Annotated in this window: 14 protein-coding genes; 3 read left to right on the top strand and 11 right to left on the bottom strand. The window is 73.8% G+C overall.

Features of this window, described 5'->3' with window-relative positions:
• Positions 1-152: 152 nt before the first annotated feature.
• From ACYVF7_RS43700 to ACYVF7_RS43655, 10 genes are all read right to left on the bottom strand, one after another.
• Positions 153-1,040 (bottom strand): TIGR01777 family oxidoreductase, encoded by an 888-nt coding sequence (locus ACYVF7_RS43700; RefSeq protein ID WP_460351856.1) that lies wholly within the window; start codon positions 1,038-1,040, stop codon positions 153-155.
• A 26-nt stretch (positions 1,041-1,066) separates the two neighbouring features.
• Positions 1,067-2,533 (bottom strand): 2-oxoglutarate dehydrogenase, E2 component, dihydrolipoamide succinyltransferase, encoded by a 1,467-nt coding sequence (gene sucB, locus ACYVF7_RS43695; RefSeq protein WP_460351855.1) that lies wholly within the window; start codon positions 2,531-2,533, stop codon positions 1,067-1,069.
• A gap of 46 nt (positions 2,534-2,579) precedes the next feature.
• Positions 2,580-3,953, bottom strand: coding sequence for a dihydrolipoyl dehydrogenase (lpdA, locus tag ACYVF7_RS43690; RefSeq protein ID WP_460351854.1), 1,374 nt, complete (start codon positions 3,951-3,953; stop codon positions 2,580-2,582).
• 90 nt (positions 3,954-4,043) lie between these two features.
• The gene (locus tag ACYVF7_RS43685) at positions 4,044-5,534 is read right to left on the bottom strand and encodes a leucyl aminopeptidase (RefSeq protein WP_460351853.1); all 1,491 of its coding nucleotides are present in this window, start codon (positions 5,532-5,534) and stop codon (positions 4,044-4,046) included.
• Positions 5,535-6,158: 624 nt separating this feature from the next.
• Complete coding sequence (gene cobS / locus ACYVF7_RS43680; protein WP_460351852.1) at positions 6,159-6,950, bottom strand: adenosylcobinamide-GDP ribazoletransferase; 792 nt, start codon at positions 6,948-6,950, stop codon at positions 6,159-6,161.
• Positions 6,951-7,452: 502 nt separating this feature from the next.
• Positions 7,453-8,406: a bifunctional adenosylcobinamide kinase/adenosylcobinamide-phosphate guanylyltransferase gene (locus ACYVF7_RS43675; RefSeq protein WP_460351851.1), complete on the bottom strand. Its 954-nt coding sequence runs from the start codon at positions 8,404-8,406 to the stop codon at positions 7,453-7,455.
• Entirely contained in the window at positions 8,406-9,206 is an 801-nt protein-coding gene (locus ACYVF7_RS43670) for an ECF transporter S component (protein WP_460351850.1), read from the bottom strand. The genes ACYVF7_RS43675 and ACYVF7_RS43670 overlap by 1 nt, the downstream gene beginning before the upstream one ends.
• A 367-nt stretch (positions 9,207-9,573) precedes the next feature.
• Positions 9,574-11,436 carry an ABC transporter ATP-binding protein gene (locus ACYVF7_RS43665; RefSeq protein WP_460351849.1) on the bottom strand — a complete coding sequence of 621 codons (1,863 nt, stop codon included), beginning with the start codon at positions 11,434-11,436 and terminating at the stop codon, positions 9,574-9,576.
• Complete coding sequence (locus ACYVF7_RS43660; protein WP_460351848.1) at positions 11,433-12,503, bottom strand: energy-coupling factor transporter transmembrane component T; 1,071 nt, start codon at positions 12,501-12,503, stop codon at positions 11,433-11,435. The genes ACYVF7_RS43665 and ACYVF7_RS43660 overlap by 4 nt, the downstream gene beginning before the upstream one ends.
• On the bottom strand, positions 12,482-13,114 hold the full coding sequence (locus tag ACYVF7_RS43655) for an SCO2322 family protein (RefSeq protein ID WP_460351847.1): 633 nt from the start codon (positions 13,112-13,114) through the stop codon (positions 12,482-12,484). The genes ACYVF7_RS43660 and ACYVF7_RS43655 overlap by 22 nt, the downstream gene beginning before the upstream one ends.
• 742 nt (positions 13,115-13,856) lie before the next feature.
• Between ACYVF7_RS43655 and ACYVF7_RS43650 the strand changes: the two genes are divergently transcribed.
• From ACYVF7_RS43650 to ACYVF7_RS43640, 3 genes are all read left to right on the top strand, one after another.
• Positions 13,857-14,570 carry a DsbA family protein gene (locus tag ACYVF7_RS43650; RefSeq protein ID WP_460351846.1) on the top strand — a complete coding sequence of 238 codons (714 nt, stop codon included), beginning with the start codon at positions 13,857-13,859 and terminating at the stop codon, positions 14,568-14,570.
• A 33-nt stretch (positions 14,571-14,603) separates the two neighbouring features.
• Positions 14,604-14,816, top strand: a complete 213-nt coding sequence (locus tag ACYVF7_RS43645) for a hypothetical protein (protein ID WP_460351845.1) — start codon at positions 14,604-14,606, stop codon at positions 14,814-14,816.
• Positions 14,817-14,901: 85 nt separating this feature from the next.
• Entirely contained in the window at positions 14,902-16,059 is a 1,158-nt protein-coding gene (locus ACYVF7_RS43640) for an MASE1 domain-containing protein (protein ID WP_460351844.1), read from the top strand.
• Positions 16,060-16,068: 9 nt separating this feature from the next.
• Here the strand turns inward: ACYVF7_RS43640 and ACYVF7_RS43635 are convergent, their stop codons facing one another.
• Positions 16,069-17,070, bottom strand: coding sequence for an aldo/keto reductase family protein (locus ACYVF7_RS43635; RefSeq protein ID WP_460351843.1), 1,002 nt, complete (start codon positions 17,068-17,070; stop codon positions 16,069-16,071).
• Positions 17,071-17,079 lie beyond the last annotated feature (9 nt).

Genomic DNA, 17,079 nt, shown 5'->3' with positions numbered 1-17,079 from the left:
CCGGGTCGCTCGTGTGCGACGCCCTCGCGATCGTTCTTCACCCTCACCCGGTGCGGTCACCCGTCACGGTACGGGCGCGGGCCGGGCGGCGCAGCGAGGGTGGGACGTTTCTTGCTACTTCCTGGGCGAGACGACACCTTCCGGCGCGGAGGTCACGAGAGGAGGTCGGCGAGCGCGGTGTCGAGGTCCGGATGCCGGAACCGGAATCCCGCCACCGTGAGGCGGGCGGGCAGGATGCGCTGGCTCACGAGGGCGCCCTCGTCGGCCAGTCCGCCGAGCGCCAGCCGCAGCACGGCGGGCGGTACGGCGAAGAACGCCGGGCGGTGCAGCGCGTGGCCCACGGCGGTCGTGTAGGCGGCGTTGGTGACGGGGGCGGGGGCGGTGAGGTTGACCGGGCCCGCGATGTCGCCGTCGATCAGGAAGCGCAGCGCCGCGATCTGGTCGGCGAGGGAGATCCAGCTCATCCACTGGCGGCCGGAGCCGAGCCGCCCGCCGAGCCCGGCGCGGAAGACCGGCAGCAACCGGCCGAGAGCGCCGCCCTCGCGGGCGAGGACGATCCCGGGGCGGGGGAGGACCACCCGGATCCCGGCCTCGGCGGCAGGGGCCGTGGCGGCCTCCCATTCGCGGCAGAGCGCGGCGAGGAACCCCTCGCCCGAGGGCGAGTCCTCGTCCACCGTACGGTCGCCCGTGTCGCCGTAGTAGCCGCTCGCCGACCCGGACACCAGGACCGCCGGCCCGTCGCGGAGCGCGGCCAGGGCGCGGGAGAGGGTACGGGTGCCCTCGACGCGGCTGTCGCGGATCTCCTGCTGGTAACAGGCGTTCCACCGGCGGTCGCCGATGCCCGCGCCGGCGAGGTGGACGACCGCGTCGACGCCCTCCAGCGAGGCCGTGTCGACCTCGCCGAACGGGTCCCAGCGGATCTCGTCGTCGGCCGCGGGCCGTCGTCGTACGAGCCTGAGAACGGTACGGCCCTCGTCGCGCAGTGCGCGGACGAGGGCCGTACCGATGAGTCCGGTCGAACCGGTGATGGCGATCTGCACGATCGCAGCTTAGTTTTCGGCTGTGTCTAAAGGCCGAGCTCGGCCTCGAAGTTTCCTTCCTCGAGGCGGTTCTTCACCGTCGTGAGGAACCGGGCGGCGTCGGCGCCGTCCACCAGGCGGTGGTCGTAGGTCAGCGCGAGGTACACGATCGAGCGCACCGCGATGACCTCACCGAGCTGCGGGTCCTCGATGACCGCCGGGCGCTTCACGACCGTGCCCGTGCCCAGCATGCCGACCTGCGGCTGGTTGAGGATCGGCGTGTCGAACAGCGCACCCCGGCTGCCGGTGTTGGTGATCGTGAACGTGCCGCCGGTCACCTCGTCCGGGCTGACCCGGTTGGTGCGGGTGCGCTCGGCGAGGTCGGCGATCCGCTGGGCCAGGCCGGCGAGGTTCAGCTGGCCGGCGTTGTGGATCACCGGGACCATGAGGCCCTTCTCGGCGTCCACCGCGATGCCGAGGTTCTCGACGTCGTGGTAGGTCACCTCGTTGGTCTCGGAGTCGATGACGGCGTTGAGCTTCGGGTGCACCTTCAGCGCCTCGATGGCCGCCTGCGCGAAGAACGGCAGGAAGCTGAGCTTCACGCCCTCCCGCGACTGGAAGTCCGCCTTGGCGCGGTCACGCAGCCGCGCGATCTTGGTGACGTCCGCCTCGACGACCGTCGTCAGCTGCGCCGACACCTGCAGCGACTCGACCATGTGCCGGGCGATCGACTGACGCGTCCGGGACATCTTCTCGGTCGTCCCGCGCAGGCGCGACACCTCCGCCGGCACCGTCACGGCCGGACGGGCCGCCGGAGCCGCCGGGGCCTGCGCCGCGACCGGAGCCGGAGCGGGCTGGGCGGGCGCCGGGGCGGCCTGCGGAGCCGGGGCGGGCGGCGGCGGCGCCTGCTTGGCCCGCGCGGCCTCGAGGACGTCCTGCTTGCGGATGCGCCCGCCGACGCCGGTGCCCTTGACGGTGCCCAGGTCGACCTCGTGCTCGGCCGCCAGCTTGCGGACGAGCGGCGTGACGTACGGGCTGTCGCCGGACGGCTGCTCGGCGGCCGGCTCCGGCTGCGGGGCCGGCGCGGGAGCCGGGGCCTCCTGCCGCGGCTCCGGCTGCGGCGCGGCGGCGGCCGGCTGCGCGGCCGGGGCCGGCGGCGGCCAGGACGGCGCGGCCGGCTGCTGCGGCGGCTCAGGCTGCGCGGGCGGCTGCGGTGCCGGGGCCGGCTCAGGCTGGGCCTGCTCCTGCTGCGGAGCGGCACCGCCGGTCGCCTCGCCCTCCTCGGCGATGACGGCCAGCTCGGCGCCGACCTCCACGGTCTCGTCCTCGGCGACGGTGATGCTGCTCAGGACACCCGCGGCCGGCGACGGAATCTCGGTGTCGACCTTGTCCGTCGACACCTCGAGAAGCGGCTCGTCGGCCTCGACGCGCTCACCCTCCTTTTTGAGCCAGCGGGTGACGGTGCCCTCGGTCACGCTCTCGCCGAGCTGGGGCATGGTTACGGAGACCGGCATGGTTCTCTGCGACTCCTCTAGATACGTCTTATCGGGTAATGACGGGTCAGCCGTGGACGTGCAGCGGCTTGCCGGCGAGCGCGAGGTGAGCCTCGCCGATCGCCTCGGACTGGGTCGGATGCGGGTGGATGAGCTGGGCGACCTCGGACGGCAGGGCCTCCCAGTTGTAGATCAGCTGGCCCTCGGTGATGAGCTCGCCGACGCGGCTGCCGACGATGTGCACGCCCAGCACGGGGCCGTCCTTCTGAGCGATGACCTTGACCTCGCCCTGCGTGCCCAGGATCTTGCTCCGGGGGTTGCCGGCCAGGTCGTACGTGAAGTCGACGACGTCGTGGCCCCGCTCCCGGGCGATCGCGGACGTGATGCCCACCGACGCGACCTCGGGCTCGGAGTAGGTGATGCGCGGCACACCGTCGTAGTCGATCGGCGCGGGGTCCAGGCCGCCCAGCCGCTCGGCGACGAGGATGCCCTCGGCGAAGCCGACGTGCGCCAGCTGGAGCGTCGGGACCAGGTCGCCGACCGCGGAGATGGTCGGGACGGTCGTACGGCAGTACTCGTCGACCTTGACGAAGCCGCGCTCGGTCTGGACGCCGACCTCTTCCAGGCCCAGGCCCTCGGAGACCGGGCCGCGGCCCACGGCGACGAGCAGGAGGTCGGCGTCGAGGGCCTTGCCGCCCTCGAGCGTGACGATGACCCCGGACTCGGTGTGCTTGACGCTCTCGAACCGCGCGCCGAGCTCGAACTTGATGCCGCGCTTGCGGAACGCACGCTCCAGCCGCTTGGAACTGGACTCCTCCTCCAGCGGCAGGAGGTGCGGAAGCGCCTCGACGATCGTCACCTCGGCGCCGAAGGAGCGCCAGACGCTCGCGAACTCCACGCCGATGACGCCGCCGCCCAGGACCACCACGGACTGCGGGATCCGGTCGAGGACCAGCGCGTGGTCGCTGGAGATGACGCGCTCGCCGTCGATCTCCAGGCCGGGCAGCGACCTGGGAACCGAGCCGGTGGCCAGCACGATGTGCCGGCCTTCGTACGTCGTGTCGCCGACCTGGACCGTAGTGGGGCCGGTGAGGCGGCCCTCACCCTCGACGATCGTGATGCCCTTGGACTTGATCAGGCCCGTCAGGCCCTTCACCGTCGTGCTGACGACCTTGTCCTTGTAGGCGTGCACGCCCGGGAGGTCGATGCCCTCGAACCGGGCCTTGATCCCGAACGTGGCCGACTCGCGCGTCTGGTCGGCGACCTCGGCGGCGTGCAGCAGCGCCTTGGTCGGGATGCAGCCGCGGTTGAGGCACGTGCCGCCCAGCTTGTCCTTCTCGATGAGCACGACGCTCAGGCCCAGCTCGACCGCCCGCAGGGCGCACGCGTATCCGCCGCTGCCGCCACCTAGGACGACGATGTCGTAGGGGCTATTCGACACAGGACGCTCCTTCGATGCCCGCGCGGGCGCCTTCGGCCCGGCGCGATTTCTGTTCCGGCACGCATCTTTCCACTTCCGGCCGTCCGGCCGTCACAGCGCCCCGGCGGCGACGTCCTCGGCGACCTGCACGAGCGTGCGCACGGCGGCGCCGGTGCCGCCCTTCGGGGTGTAGCCGTACGGCTGGCCCTGGTTGAAGGAGGGGCCGGCGATGTCGAGGTGCGCCCAGCGCACGCCGTCCGGCACGAACTCCTTGAGGAAGATGCCGGCCGTGAGCATGCCGCCCCAGCGCTCACCGCTGATGTTGGCGATGTCGGCGACGGCCGAGTCCAGGTTCTTGCGCATGTCGTCGGGCAGCGGCATCGGCCAGGCCGACTCGCCGGCGCGGCCCGCGGCGTCGACGACCTTCTCGCGCACGTCGTCGTCGTTGGCCATGACGCCGGCCGTGCGGGTGCCGAGCGCGACGAGCTGGGCGCCGGTCAGGGTGGCGACGTCGACGATCAGGTCGGGCTCGTCCTCGCCGGCCCGCACGATCGCGTCGGCCATGACGAGGCGGCCCTCGGCGTCGGTGTTGAGCACCTCGACGGTCTTGCCGCCGTAGATGGTGAGAACGTCGGAGGGACGCTGCGCCGTGCCGCTGGGCATGTTCTCCGCGATGGCGAGGTAGCCGACGGCCTTGACCTTCGGGCCGAGCGCCGCGATCGCCTTCAGCGCGCCGAGCACCGCGGCGGCGCCGCCCATGTCGGACTTCATCCAGTCCATGGAGTCGGCGGGCTTCAGCGACAGGCCACCGGAGTCGAACGTGATGCCCTTGCCGACGAACGCGACGGTCTTTGCCGCCTCGGGGTGCTCGTAGGCGAGCCGGACCAGGCGCGGCGGGTTGACCGAGCCCTGGCCGACCCCCACGATCCCGCCGAAGCCGCCCTCGACCAGCTCCTTCTCGTCGAGGATCTCGACCGACAGGCCGGACTCCTCGCCGACCTGGCGCGCGGCGTCGGCCAGGGCCTCGGGGTTGAGGTCGGACGGCGGGGTGTTGACCAGGTCGCGGACCAGGGTCACGGCGTCGGCGAGGGTCCGGGCGCGCTCGAGCGCGGCCTGGGCGTCGGCGGTCGCCACGGCCTCGGACACGACCGTGATCTCCTCGACCGGCCGCTTGTGACCGTCACCGGTCCGGTAGTTCAAGTAGGCGTAGTTGCCGAGCAGGGCGCCGGTCGCCACGGCGGCCACCTCGTCCGGGGTGGCGGCGGGCAGCAGGACCGCGACCGAACCGGAGCCGGCGAGCGAGCGCAGCGCGGCACCCGCGGCCCGGCGAAGGGCCTCGCCGTCGTACGCCTCGCCCAGGCCGACGGCCACCACGAGCGGAGCGGCCAGGTTGCCGAGCGTCGGGACCTTCGTGACCTCCCCCGCCTTGCCGGCGGCACCCAGCCCGCCGAGCGCGTCGATCAACCGGCCCTGGAAGGCCTGGTCGACCCCTGCGGCGCCCGGCGCCAACGCCGGGCCGGAGTCGTCGGACACGACACCGATCACGATGGCGTCGACATCAAGAGAAGCGGATTCCGCACTGGTAAGGCTGAGGTTCGTCACACAGCCCGATGGTAGTCCTGCCCCGCAGTTCTTTGTTCGAATGGCCCGGAGTTCGGTGATCTTCGGCGGGTGTTGGGAACGACGTACGTCGCCGGCTCGTCGAATACCATTCGTCGGATGGCCGGCCGCGGGTCACGTCCTGCCACGCGCGTTCGCGGACCGGTTCCCTCGACCCCGTCGTCCTGGGAGATCGAGGGTCGCCTCTGGCCGAGGGGAAGCGGCTAGCGGCGACTCGTTCCCAGGACGACGGCCCGCGGAACACCGCCGCATGGCCTCGCGGCCACGGCGCGTTCCGCGACCGGCGCGGGAGCTCCACACGGACGCTCCCGCGCCACCCTCGACGGCGCATCCCGGCCCTCAAGCCGCACGCCGGAGCGCGGAAGTCGCCCGGACCACGGATCGCTCAGGCGACGCGTGTCGACGAGTTCGGCCCGCCCGCCGCGAGTCCGTCGGCGGCTCGGCAGCGCGCCGCGATGCCGTTCGTCCACCTCGAGAGGGAGCTCCGGGAACTGCGGGACGGTACCGAGGCCGGGATCCGCCCGGACGCGCCGGAACGCCGCGGACGGCTCCTCGACCGCGGGGCGACCAGCACCCGTACGGCCGCCATGGCGGACGGCGTGGCCATCAGCCGTTCCACGCGACGGACATCACGAGAAGCGCGGCCGTGACCGACGTCTCGACGAGGGCGCCGAGGACGTCACCGGTGACGCCCCCGAGGCGGCGTACGGCGTGCCGGAGCAGCGCCGCCGCGGCCAGGAGCCCGGCCGCAACCGCGACCGGAGCGAGGACGGCCGGCCGTACGCCTCCGGCGAGCAGACCCGCGACGGCCGCGGCCACCACGACGGCCGCCGTGACGGCGACCGCGTCCCGGCGCCGTACCGTCCGGGCGACCAGCGCGCCGAGCCCTTCCGGACGTGCGGCGGGCACCCCCTCGCGGCAGGCCCAGGTCACCGCGAGCCGCCCGGTGACCACGGCGACCGTCACCGCGACCGCCCGGTGGGGCGCCTGCGCCAGAGCGGCGACCTGGATCAGCAGGGTGAGCAGGAGGGTGATCACCCCGAACGGCCCGATGTCGGACCGCTTCATGATCGACAAGGCGTCGTCGGCGGGACGCCCGCTGCCCAGCCCGTCGGCGAGGTCGGCGAGCCCGTCCAGGTGCAGGCCGCGCGTGAGCAGCGCGCCGGCCGCGACGGCCAGCGCCGCGCCGAGCAGCGGCCCGGCCCCGAGCAGGCCCGCCACGGTGAGCACCAGCGCCGCCGCCACACCGACGATGAGCCCGGCCACGGGGGCGAGCGTCATCGCCCGGCGAGCGGTCTCCCGGTCGACGCGGTCGCACCGGACCGGCACGACGGTGAGCAGCGAGACCGCGAGCCGCAGCCCGTCGCCGCCCGCGATCCGCTTCGCGTCAGATCTCATGCCATCCTCCGCTCACGCGGCGTCCCCGGGGCCAGCCGGTGCCGTCCGCGCTCGTGCCCGGTCTGCGGGCGTCCTGCTCGCGGCGTCTTCGGGCTCGCGGGTGTCGTCCGCGCTTGTGCCCGGTCTCCGGGCGTACCGTCCGTGGTCGTGCGCGGTCTCCCGGCGTCCTGCTCGCGGGTCCTCGATGCCTGTGGGCACCGTCCGCGCTCGTTTCCGGGGCTCCCGGCCATCGCGCCCGCGGCGTTCTCCGCGGTCGTGTCCTTCCGCGGTCGCGGGGTCGTCGCGGTCATGCCTGGGCCTCATGGCGTCCTGTTCGCAGGGGCGTCCGCACTCGTGCCCGCGTCCGCCGGCCATCGCGCTCGCGGGGATGTCCGCGGTCGTGTCCCGGTCTATGGTGTCCTGCCTGCGACGTCCTCCCCGCTCGCGGGGTCGTCCGGGTCTCGTGGTGTCCCGCGCGCTGGGCCGTCCGTGGTCGTGCCCGGGTCTCATGGCGTCTGTCCGATCACGGCAGGTCGATGACGCGGCCGGCGACGACGAGGGCGGCCTCCTCGGACTCGGCGGCCAGGCGCTGGTTGAGGCGTCCCAGCGTGTCACGGAACGCGCGCCCGCTCGCCGTGCCGGGGACGACCGACAGGCCGACCTCGTCGCTGACCGCGACGACGTGGGCCCGCGTGGACCGCCAGGCGTCGACCAGCTCGTTCAGGCGTGGGACGACCGCCTGCGGGTACTCCCAGGCGCCCAGCGCGTCGAACACCGCCGTCAGCCAGGTTCCCATGCCGTCGATGAGGAGCGTGCCCGCCGTGCCGCGCAGCAGGCCCGCCAAGTCGATGGTCTCGGCGGTCTCCCACCAGCGGGGACGGCGCCGTCGGTGCGCGGTGATCCGGTCGCGCCACTCCGGGTCGTCCGCGTGCATGATCCCGGTCGCGACGTACGTCACGTCCGGGTGGGTCATCACCCGCAGCTCGGCCTCCTCCGACTTCCCGGACCGGGCGCCGCCCAGGATCAGCGACCGCCACGGTCCGGACGGCGGGCGGGTCCACAGGCCCACCCGGCGGTCGAGTTCGGCCGGGGAGGCGATGCGGTGGTCGACGTGGACGGCCTCGATCCGCGTCACGTCGGTCACCGCTCCGGCGCGCCGGAGCCGCCCCAGGTACGACGGGTCGCCGATCAGGTCGAGGAGCACGGCGTCGTACGGTTCGGGCCCGGCGGGCTCGGGACGGGCGCCCGGACGGGCCGCGAACAGGACCCGGTGTCCGCGCGGCGTTCGGACGTCGTACCCTCCGGGCACCTCCCGCCGGCGGCACTGGTCGAGCGGCACGCCGTCGAGGAGTACGCGGGTCGGCTCGATCCGGCGGTGCGCGGCGCGCATCCGGGTGCAGGACGCGCAGCGGCAGCCCGGCTCGGGCCAGCCGCGCGGCCCGGCCGTGCCGAGCAGGTGGACCTCCATGCCGTCCATCACACACTCCGGTCATCGGACCCGGCCGAGGCCTCGAACGCCGCCCGGCGTGCGGCCCGGCGCAGTGCGAGCAGCACCGGACGGCCGGTGACGGCCACCAGGATCGCCGTGAAGATCGCCCGTGGCAGGTCGAAGCCCAGCGAGGTGGTGAGGCTGAACGCGACGAACCTCCCGAGATTGTCGCCGAGCGGAGCACCCGGGTGATAGGAGATCGAACTCGACGTTCCCCCAAGGAACGGCCACAATCCCAGATTCTGCAACCAGCCATAGGCGAACGCGGCCACCGCCCCGTACCCCGCCAGCATCGCGATCTCCACCCGCCCCCGGGCGCGCGGCAGGCACCCGGCGAAGAACCCCACCCATGCCGCCCCGAGGATCTGGTACGGCAGCCAGGGACCGACGCCCGCCGTGATCAGCGCGCTGGCGAACATCGCCACCGCCCCCAGCAGGAAGCCGAACCCGCGCCCCAGCACCCGCCCGCCATGCACGAGGACGAAGAACATCGGCTCGAAGCCCGCGACGTTCGTGCCCAGCGGCCGCAGCGCCGCGCCGACCGCCCCGAGCACGCCCAGCAGCGCGATGGCCTTCGCGTCGATGCCGCCCTCGGCCACCTCGGCGAGCGCCACCGCGAGGAGGAGGGGTAGGAGCAACACGAACATCCACGGCGCGACGCTCGACTGGGCGATCCGCGCGCCGGGCGTCACGAACAGCGGCCAGCAGAACGCCGCCGCGCCCGCGACCGACACCAGGAACAGCGCGACCCCGGACCGCGCCCGCAGGCGAACCGCCGTCACACCCATGCCGCCGCCCCGGATCGCGCGCGTGCGCTGATGGGGCTCACGCCCATGCAGCCACCCCTGGGCCGTACCCGCGGGTTGATCGGGCTCACGCCCATGCAGCCAAGCCCGGACCGCGCCCGCGGGCTGATGGGGCTCACACCCGTGCAGCCACCCCCGGACCGCACCCGCGGGTTGATCGGGTTCGCGTCCAGGCTGCGGCCCCTGACCGCATCCGCGGAGAGCGGGCTCATACCCATACCGCCGTCCCCGGACCGCGCCTGCGGGCTGATCGAGTTCGCGTCCAAGCCGCCATCCCCGGACCGCACGCGCCGGCTGATCGGGCCCACGCCCATGCCGCGGCCCCCGACCGCGCCCGCGGAGATCGGGCTCACTCCCATGCCATCGCCTCCCGCGCCTGGTCCACCGTGAGGATCGGGACCGGGGCCAGGATTTTGCCGACCTGCGGGGCGAACGCGGGAGAGCCCACCACGACCTCGCCGGTCGGCCCGTCGGCGACGATCTCACCCTCGGCGACGACGACCGTCCGCGTCGCGATCTCGGCGACCAGTTCGACGTCGTGACTGGCCAGGACGACCGCGTGGCCGTCGGCGGCGAGGTCGCGGACGATCTCCACGAGGCGGCCCTTGGCGGTGTAGTCGAGGCCGCGCGTCGGCTCGTCGAGCAGGATCAGCGGCGGCCGCCCGGTGAGGATGACGGCCAGCGCGAGCGCCAGCCGCCGGCCCTCGGAGAGATCGCGCGGGTGGAGCGTCTCGTCGACCCCGGGCGCGAGGTGGTCGAGAAGGGCGCGGCAGGCGCCCGGCTCCGCCCCCATGTCACGGTCGGCGGCGGCGCACTCGGCCGCGACCGTCTCGGCGTACAGCAGGTCGGCGGCGTCCTGCGGCACGAGGCCGGCCTTCCGCACCATGACCCGCGGCGGCGTCTCATGCGGCACCACGCCCCCGACCCGGACCCGCCCGCCGGCCGGGCGGACCAGGCCGACCAGGGCGCTGAGCAGCGAGGACTTGCCGGCCCCGTTCCGCCCCATGAGCGCGATCACCTCTCCTGGCGTGACGGACAGATCGACGCCGCGCAGCGCCGTCACCGGGCCGTACCGGACCTCCAGCCCACGCACAGAGGCCGGCACCTGTGCGGCCTCACCCTCGGGCGACGACGCACCGGCGCGACCCCCGCGAAGCGAGGCACCGGTATGCCGGGCCTCTCGTCCGGGCGGCGCCGCAGGCGGCGGTTCGGCGCGAGCATCGTGGGGGGAAACGCCGGTATGGCGGGCCTCCCGTACGGGCGGCGTCCCAGGCGGCGCGTCGGAGTGACCCTCGCGGGGGGAAGCGCCGGTATGCGGGGCGTCTCGTCCGGGCGGCGCGTCGGAGTGACCCTCGCGGGGGAAAGCGCCGGTCCGCGGGGCGTCTCGTCCGGGCGGCGGTGCGTCGGCGAGGCGTGCGCGGAGGGGGGCGGCGGCGCGCCGGGCGTCTCGTACGGACAGGGGGAGTGGCGACCAGCCCGCCAGGCGGCCCAGCCGGACGACGGGCGGCGCCACCGGGGACTCCGCCATGATCTCCGCGGTCGGGCCGTGGACGGGCGGTGACCCGTCGCCGGACAGCAGCACCGTCGTGTCGGCCAGGTGAACGACCCGTTCGAGCCGGTGCTCGGCGAGGATCACCGTCAGGCCGAGGTCGTGTACCAGGCGCTGCAGGGTCGCCAGGACGTCCTCGGCCCCCACCGGGTCCAGGGCGGACGTCGGCTCGTCCAGAACGAGCACCTTCGGATGGGTGGTCAGCACCGAGCCGATCGCCACCCGCTGCGCCTGGCCGCCGGACAGCGTGCCGAGGGGCCGGTCCCGCAGTCCGGCCAGCCCGAGCAGGTCCAGCGTCTCCTCGACACGCCGGCGCATGACGTCCGGGGGCAGGCCGAGGGATTCCATCCCGTACGCCAGTTCCTCCTCGACGATGTCGGAGACGAACCCGGCGCGCGGGTCCTGCCCGACGTAGCCGACGACGTCGGCGAGCTCACGTGGCGGATGATCGCGGGTGTCCCGCCCCGCGACGGTCACCCGGCCGGTCAGCACGCCGCCGGTGAAGTGGGGGACCAGGCCGTTCACGGCGCGCAGCAGTGTGGACTTGCCCGTGCCGGTACGCCCGGCGACGAGGCACAGCTCGCCCTCTTCGATCTCGAGATCGACGTCCGTGAGGACCGGCGTCGTGCCGTAGCGGAAGCCGACCCGGTCGAAACGGATCACGCTCTGCCCCCTCGGAGGAGGACCGGGGCGAGGGCGAGCAGTACTCCGGCGGCCGGCAGCGGCGGAAGCCCGGGCGCGGTCCCCGGCGGGGGCCGCAGGCCGTCCGCGCCGGCGAGACCCGCGACGGTCATCGCGGCGGCGGCCAGCACGCCGGAGCCGCCGGTCACCCACTCGGGCAGCGCCCAGGGGTCCGGACGGTAGCGGGTCCGCGGCGAGCGGCGGCCGCCGAGCCACAGCCCGGCCGCCGCGCAGACCGACCCGAGGATCAGCATCGGCGTGCCGAGCAGCGCGGGCGCCTGCCCGTCCAGCAGCCCGTACAGTCCGGCGCACACCGCGAGCAGCCCGCCCAGGACCAGCGCGGCGGTGGCCCGCCGGCGCGCCCGCGGCACGGCGGCCGTGCGGCCGTACCCGCGCGCGTCCATCGCGGCGGCCAGCTGCACCGACCGGTCCAGCGCGCCTTCCAGGACCGGCATGGCGAGCCGCCCCAGGCCGCGGATGCCGCGAGCGGAGCGGCCTCGCAGGCGCTGCGCGTTCCGCACCCGCCGTACGTGCGTCACCGCCTGGGGCGCGAACGTCATCGCCACCACCACCGCGACGCCCACCTCGTACAGCGCCCCGGGAACGGACTTCAGCAGCCGGCTCGGCGCCGCCAGCGCGTTGGCGGCTCCGACGCAGACCAGGACGGTCGCGAGCCGCAGCGCGTCGTACCCCGCGACGGCCAGGCCCTCGGCGGTCACCGGCCCGCCGACGCGGATCCCCGCCAGCCACGACGGCAGGGTCACCGAGGGGAGCGTGACCAGCGTCGTTCCCGGGACCTGCGCCGCGAACACCGCGCCGAACACCACCCGGATGACGACCACGACCAGCCCGATCCGCAGGAACATCCCGTACGCCCGGGCCCATGGGTCGTCCGTGCGGCGAACCGCCACGACCGTTCCGGTGACCGCGCCGACCAGCAGGAGGAGCAGGGGGTTGGTCGTCCGCGTGGCCGCCGTCGCGAGCCCCAGCGCCCACAGCCACCAGGCGCCGGGATGCAGCCGCCGGCTCACCGGCGGGACCGGCGCCACGCGACCGCCCCGCCACCCGCGGCGACGATCACGACGAGCCCGACCCCGGCGTACAGGCCGACCGGCGTGCCGGACCCGCCCTTGTCCTTCTTCCCGGCGGCCGGCGACGCGGTCGCGTGCAGGGTGATCCGAGCAGGGCTGCCGCACGGCCCGAACGCGTCGATGGCGCAGATCAGCCCGCTCTTGTCGGCCTGCGTCCGCAGGCCCGCCGCCGTGAGCACGTCCGTACCGGTGGCGGCCTCCGGGACCGTCGCGCAGTTCCGTACGGCCGCCTGCGGATGCTGGTCCTTCGGGGCGTCGGCCGCGTCGCCGAAGTCGACCACGACGGCGACGCGCTTCTTGCCCGCCGGAGCCGAAGCAGGGCTGCAGATCGCGGCGAAGTCCGGCTTGTCGCGCGGCGGGGTGCCGGTGTTGCCGCTGGACTTGGCGAACCGCCAGCCCTCGACCGCGCCGTCCTTGGGATGGGCCTGGGCCGGGCCCGTGGTGGCGAAGGCCCACTTGTCGCCCTTCGCCTGCCAGTACCCCCAGAACGCCACGGCGTCGGCGCGCGCGGCGGGCATGGGCGCGAACATCAGGGCTGAGGCGAGGAGACCGGCTGCGATCTTCGGCATGGACGCCTTTCTCAGGGCAGGGCGGTCCACGGTGAAGCGGGCGCGCCAAGTGCCGGACGCGCCCGGACTCCATCCGCAGACCACGACGGAACAGCGGAGCCGCTCGCGTCGGCGCGGGCATTCCGGCTCGCGGCCCGGCGAACGCCCGGGCGGCCTACGGTTGCGGGTCAGCGCCGGACTTGGACCGGCTTCCCCCGCGACGGCGCGTGTGCTGCTGTCGATGAGTTGACCATGGCGGGCTGAACACGTCAAAACCGCCCGGAGAGGTAGCCTGCGGATCATGAGTGACATCCCCCAAGATCCCTGGCAGCCGCCGGAGGGCACCCCCTCGCCCGGAGGTCCGCAGCCGGGGTCCTCGCCCTACGGGCCGCAGCACGGGGGATCCTCGTACGAGACACCGCCCGGACCGGGCCCGTACCCGCCCCCCGGGGCCGCACCGGGCCCGTATCCGCCCTCTGACCCGGGATCGGGACCGTACGCGCCTCCCGGCGGCGGACCGGGCCCGTATCCGCCCTCTGACCCGGGGCCGGGACCGTACGCGCCTCCCGGCGGCGGACCGGGCCCGTATCCGCCCTCTGACCCGGGGCCGGGACCGTACGCGCCTCCCGGCTCGGGATCGGGTCCGTATCCGCCCACCGACCCGGGATCGGGTCCGTACCCGCCTCCCGGCGCCGGCCCGGCCTACGGACCGCCGCCGGGGCCGTACGGTCCGGGTGCGCCGTACGGCGCGTACGGGCCGGGCATGCCGGCGCCGTACGGCACGCCGTCCCGTGGCCGGGGTGGGCTGATCATCGGACTGGTCGCGGGCGGGCTGGTTCTCGTCGTCGGCGTGGCGGTCGCCGGCTTCCTGCTGTTCCGCAAGGACGGCGGCGGCGATCGGGCGGGCACGCTGCCCGGCGGCGTCACGGTCACCATGGACACCGGCGGCACCGTGACGATGGCCGCCTCAGGGGTGTCCCGTCCGGTGGTGGACGTCTACGAGGACTTCCAGTGTCCGCCCTGCAAGACGGTCCACGACGCCAACGACGCGACCCTCAAGAGCCTCGCGAGGGAACGCAAGGCCAAGGTCGTCTACCACCCCATGGTGATCTTCAGCACCGAGCCGATGGCGAGCAGTTCCACGCGAGCGGCGGCCGCGGCCTGGTGTGCCCCCGACGGCGTCCGCTGGCTCGCCTACCAGGACCAGCTCTTCGCGCACCAGCCGGCGGAGAGCTCGAACGGGTACCCCATCGCCGACCTGGTGTCGTACGGTGCCGCTGCCGGGATCACCGGCTCCGGCTTCGCCTCCTGCGTTCGCGGCCAGCGGTACGCCTCGGACGTGGGAACGTGGAGCCGGCAGGCCATCCAAGGCGGCATCAGTGGCACGCCGACCGTCATGGTGAACAACACGAAGCTGACCACGAGTGACATGCTGAGCGCGGACGGGCTGCGGCGCGCGGTCGAGGCCGCCGGCTGAGCCGGACGAGCCCGGACGAGAGTGAGGAGAACGATGCCCTGGAGCTGGCGGTACGAGAAGGCCGACGGGACGCCGGTGGAGCCCTCCGGCTTCGGCGACGAGACCTGGACCACGCAGGCCGACGCGGAGTCCTGGGTGGGGGAGAACTGGCGGGGCCTTCTGGCGGCGGGCGTCGATCAGGTCACCCTGTTGGAGGACGGGCGCAAGGAGTACGGCCCGATGAGCCTGCACCCCGAAGACGGCTGATCACGGAGAGCCGGGGTCGCGTCCAGCGGCTCTGACCTGCGCCTCCGTCCCTTTCTCGCCATGTCGGCGGAGTAGGGTGAGCATCATGGCGGGTCATGCGCGCACGACGCCCCGCCGATGGGACAGGTCGGTGTACGCCGTCGCCGGTATCGGCTGTGCACGGCTTCGGCAGGCGGCCTGCGCGGCGTTGTGGATCCTGGTCACCGCCGCCCTGTACTACGGGACGGCGAGGATCGGGCTGCTGCTGGCCCTCGTGCACCAGCAGGTCACCCCGCTCTGGCTGCCGACCGGCGTCGCCGTCTGCTGTCTGATGCTGCTCGGCCAGCGGACCTGGCCGGGCATCGCCCTGGCCGCGTTCGCGGTGAACGCCGGGCTCGGCCCGACGCTGCCCGCCGTCCTGATGATCACCGCGGGCAACACGCTGGCCCCCGTGTGCTCCGTCCTCCTCCTGCGCGCGGTGGGCTTCCGCTGCGAGATGGACCGGCTGAGAGACGCCCTGGCGCTGATCTTCCTCGGAGCGTTCGCCGGCATGCTCGTCAGCGCCGCCGCGGGGACGCTGGCGCTGGCGCTGGCCGGCGCGGTGCACGCCGCAGGATCGCCCTCGACGCTGGCGGTCTGGTGGACCGGCGACACGATGGGCGTGCTCGTGGTCGTGCCGCTGGTGATGGCGGTCCGGCATACGGGCCTGCCCAGGTTCGGCGCGGCCCGCTGGGCGGAGGCCGTGGTGCTGCTCGCCGGCACGCTGGCCGTCACGGTCTTCGTCACCGTGGTCTCGCTTCACCTGCTGTTCCTCGTCTTCCCCTTCCTGATCTGGGCCGCCTTCCGTTTCGGGCATCTCGGCGCCGCGTCCTGCGTCCTCGTCGTCTCGGTCAGCGCGACGTTCGCCGCGGTGCACCACTCTCATCCGTTCGTGAACGGCGGGCTGCTGCACGCCATGCTGAACCTGCAGCTGTTCAACGGCACCGTCGCGCTGACCACGTTCCTGCTCGCCGCGGTGATCACTGAACGCGACCTCGCGCGGAAGGACCTGGAGCACGTGGCCGAGCACCTCACAGCCATGGCCGCCGAGCTCGAGCGCGGCCAGCTGACGCTCAAGAGCATGGTCCTGGACGTTCTCCGCGCCCGGCATGGAGCGGTGGCGCGAGCCCTCCGCCCGGACCAGGAGACCGGCCCGGGCGGCACGGCACCGGCCGCCGGGGGCGGCGCGGACGAACCGACCGTACGGCGGCACCCCCGAGCGTGAGGAGCCGCCCTAGGGGCGTTGCGACGGGCTGACCGTCTTGGCCGGGTCGCGCTCGGTGACCGGCTCGAGGATCTCGTCGATGCGCTGCAGCAGTCCGGCGTCGAGCGTGACGCCGGCCGCCTTCACGTTGTCGCGCACCTGCTCCGGGCGGGACGCGCCGATGATGGCGGAGGAGACGTTGGGGTTCTGCAGGACCCAGGCGACGGCGAGCTGCGCCATCGACAGGCCCGCCTCCTCGGCGAGCGGCTTGAGCCGCTGCACGCGGGTCAGCACCTCGTCGTCCATGAGCCGCCGGATGAACGCCGCGCCGCTCTTCTCGTCGGTGGCGCGCGACCCCGCGGGCGGGGCGGCGCCGGGCTGGTACTTGCCGGTCAGCACGCCCTGGGCGATCGGCGACCAGACGATCTGCCCGACGCCCTCCTTCTCGCACAGCGGGACGACCTCGGTCTCGATCACCCGCCAGAGCATGCTGTACTGCGGCTGGTTCGACACGATCCGGTCGAAGCCCATCTCGTCGGCGATCTTCAGGGCCCGCGCGATCTCCTCGGCGCGCCACTCCGACACGCCGATGTAGAGCACCTTGCCCTGGCGTACGAGGTCGTCGAAGGTCTTGAGGGTCTCCTCGAGCGGAGTCTCGTGGTCGAACCGGTGCGCCTGGTACAGGTCGACGTAGTCGGTCTGCAGGCGGCGCAGCGAGCCGTGGATCGACTCGAAGATGTGCTTGCGGGACAGGCCGCGGTCGTTCGGGCCGTCACCGGTGGGCCAGTAGACCTTGGTGAAGATCTCCAGGGACTCGCGCCGCTGTCCCTTCAGCGCCCGGCCGAGGACCTCCTCCGCGCGTGTGCCGGCGTACACGTCCGCCGTGTCGAAGGTGGTGATGCCCTCCTCGAGGGCGGCCTGGACGCACGCCTTCGCGGCGTCCTCCTCCACCTGGGAGCCGTGCGTGATCCAGTTGCCGTACGAGATTTCGCTGACCTTGAGGCCGCTGCGGCCCAAATGACGGAACTCCATGCTCGAAAC

The sequence above is a fragment of the Actinoallomurus acanthiterrae genome (assembly GCF_054775715.1).
Note: the sequence above shows the minus strand (reverse complement) of the source record. Positions and strands in the feature narration are given on the sequence as shown.

What these genes read in the sequence shown, in the direction of transcription:
- sucB (WP_460351855.1), bottom strand. Translation starts at nt 2,533, where the DNA reads ATGCCGGTCTCCGTAACCATGCCCCAGCTCGGCGAGAGCGTGACCGAG.
- cobS (WP_460351852.1), bottom strand. Translation starts at nt 6,950, where the DNA reads ATGAGATCTGACGCGAAGCGGATCGCGGGCGGCGACGGGCTGCGGCTC.
- ACYVF7_RS43675 (WP_460351851.1), bottom strand. Translation starts at nt 8,406, where the DNA reads ATGGACGGCATGGAGGTCCACCTGCTCGGCACGGCCGGGCCGCGCGGC.
- ACYVF7_RS43670 (WP_460351850.1), bottom strand. Translation starts at nt 9,206, where the DNA reads ATGGGTGTGACGGCGGTTCGCCTGCGGGCGCGGTCCGGGGTCGCGCTG.
- ACYVF7_RS43655 (WP_460351847.1), bottom strand. Translation starts at nt 13,114, where the DNA reads ATGCCGAAGATCGCAGCCGGTCTCCTCGCCTCAGCCCTGATGTTCGCG.
- ACYVF7_RS43650 (WP_460351846.1), top strand. Translation starts at nt 13,857, where the DNA reads ATGCCGGCGCCGTACGGCACGCCGTCCCGTGGCCGGGGTGGGCTGATC.
- ACYVF7_RS43645 (WP_460351845.1), top strand. Translation starts at nt 14,604, where the DNA reads ATGCCCTGGAGCTGGCGGTACGAGAAGGCCGACGGGACGCCGGTGGAG.
- ACYVF7_RS43640 (WP_460351844.1), top strand. Translation starts at nt 14,902, where the DNA reads ATGGCGGGTCATGCGCGCACGACGCCCCGCCGATGGGACAGGTCGGTG.
- ACYVF7_RS43635 (WP_460351843.1), bottom strand. Translation starts at nt 17,070, where the DNA reads ATGGAGTTCCGTCATTTGGGCCGCAGCGGCCTCAAGGTCAGCGAAATC.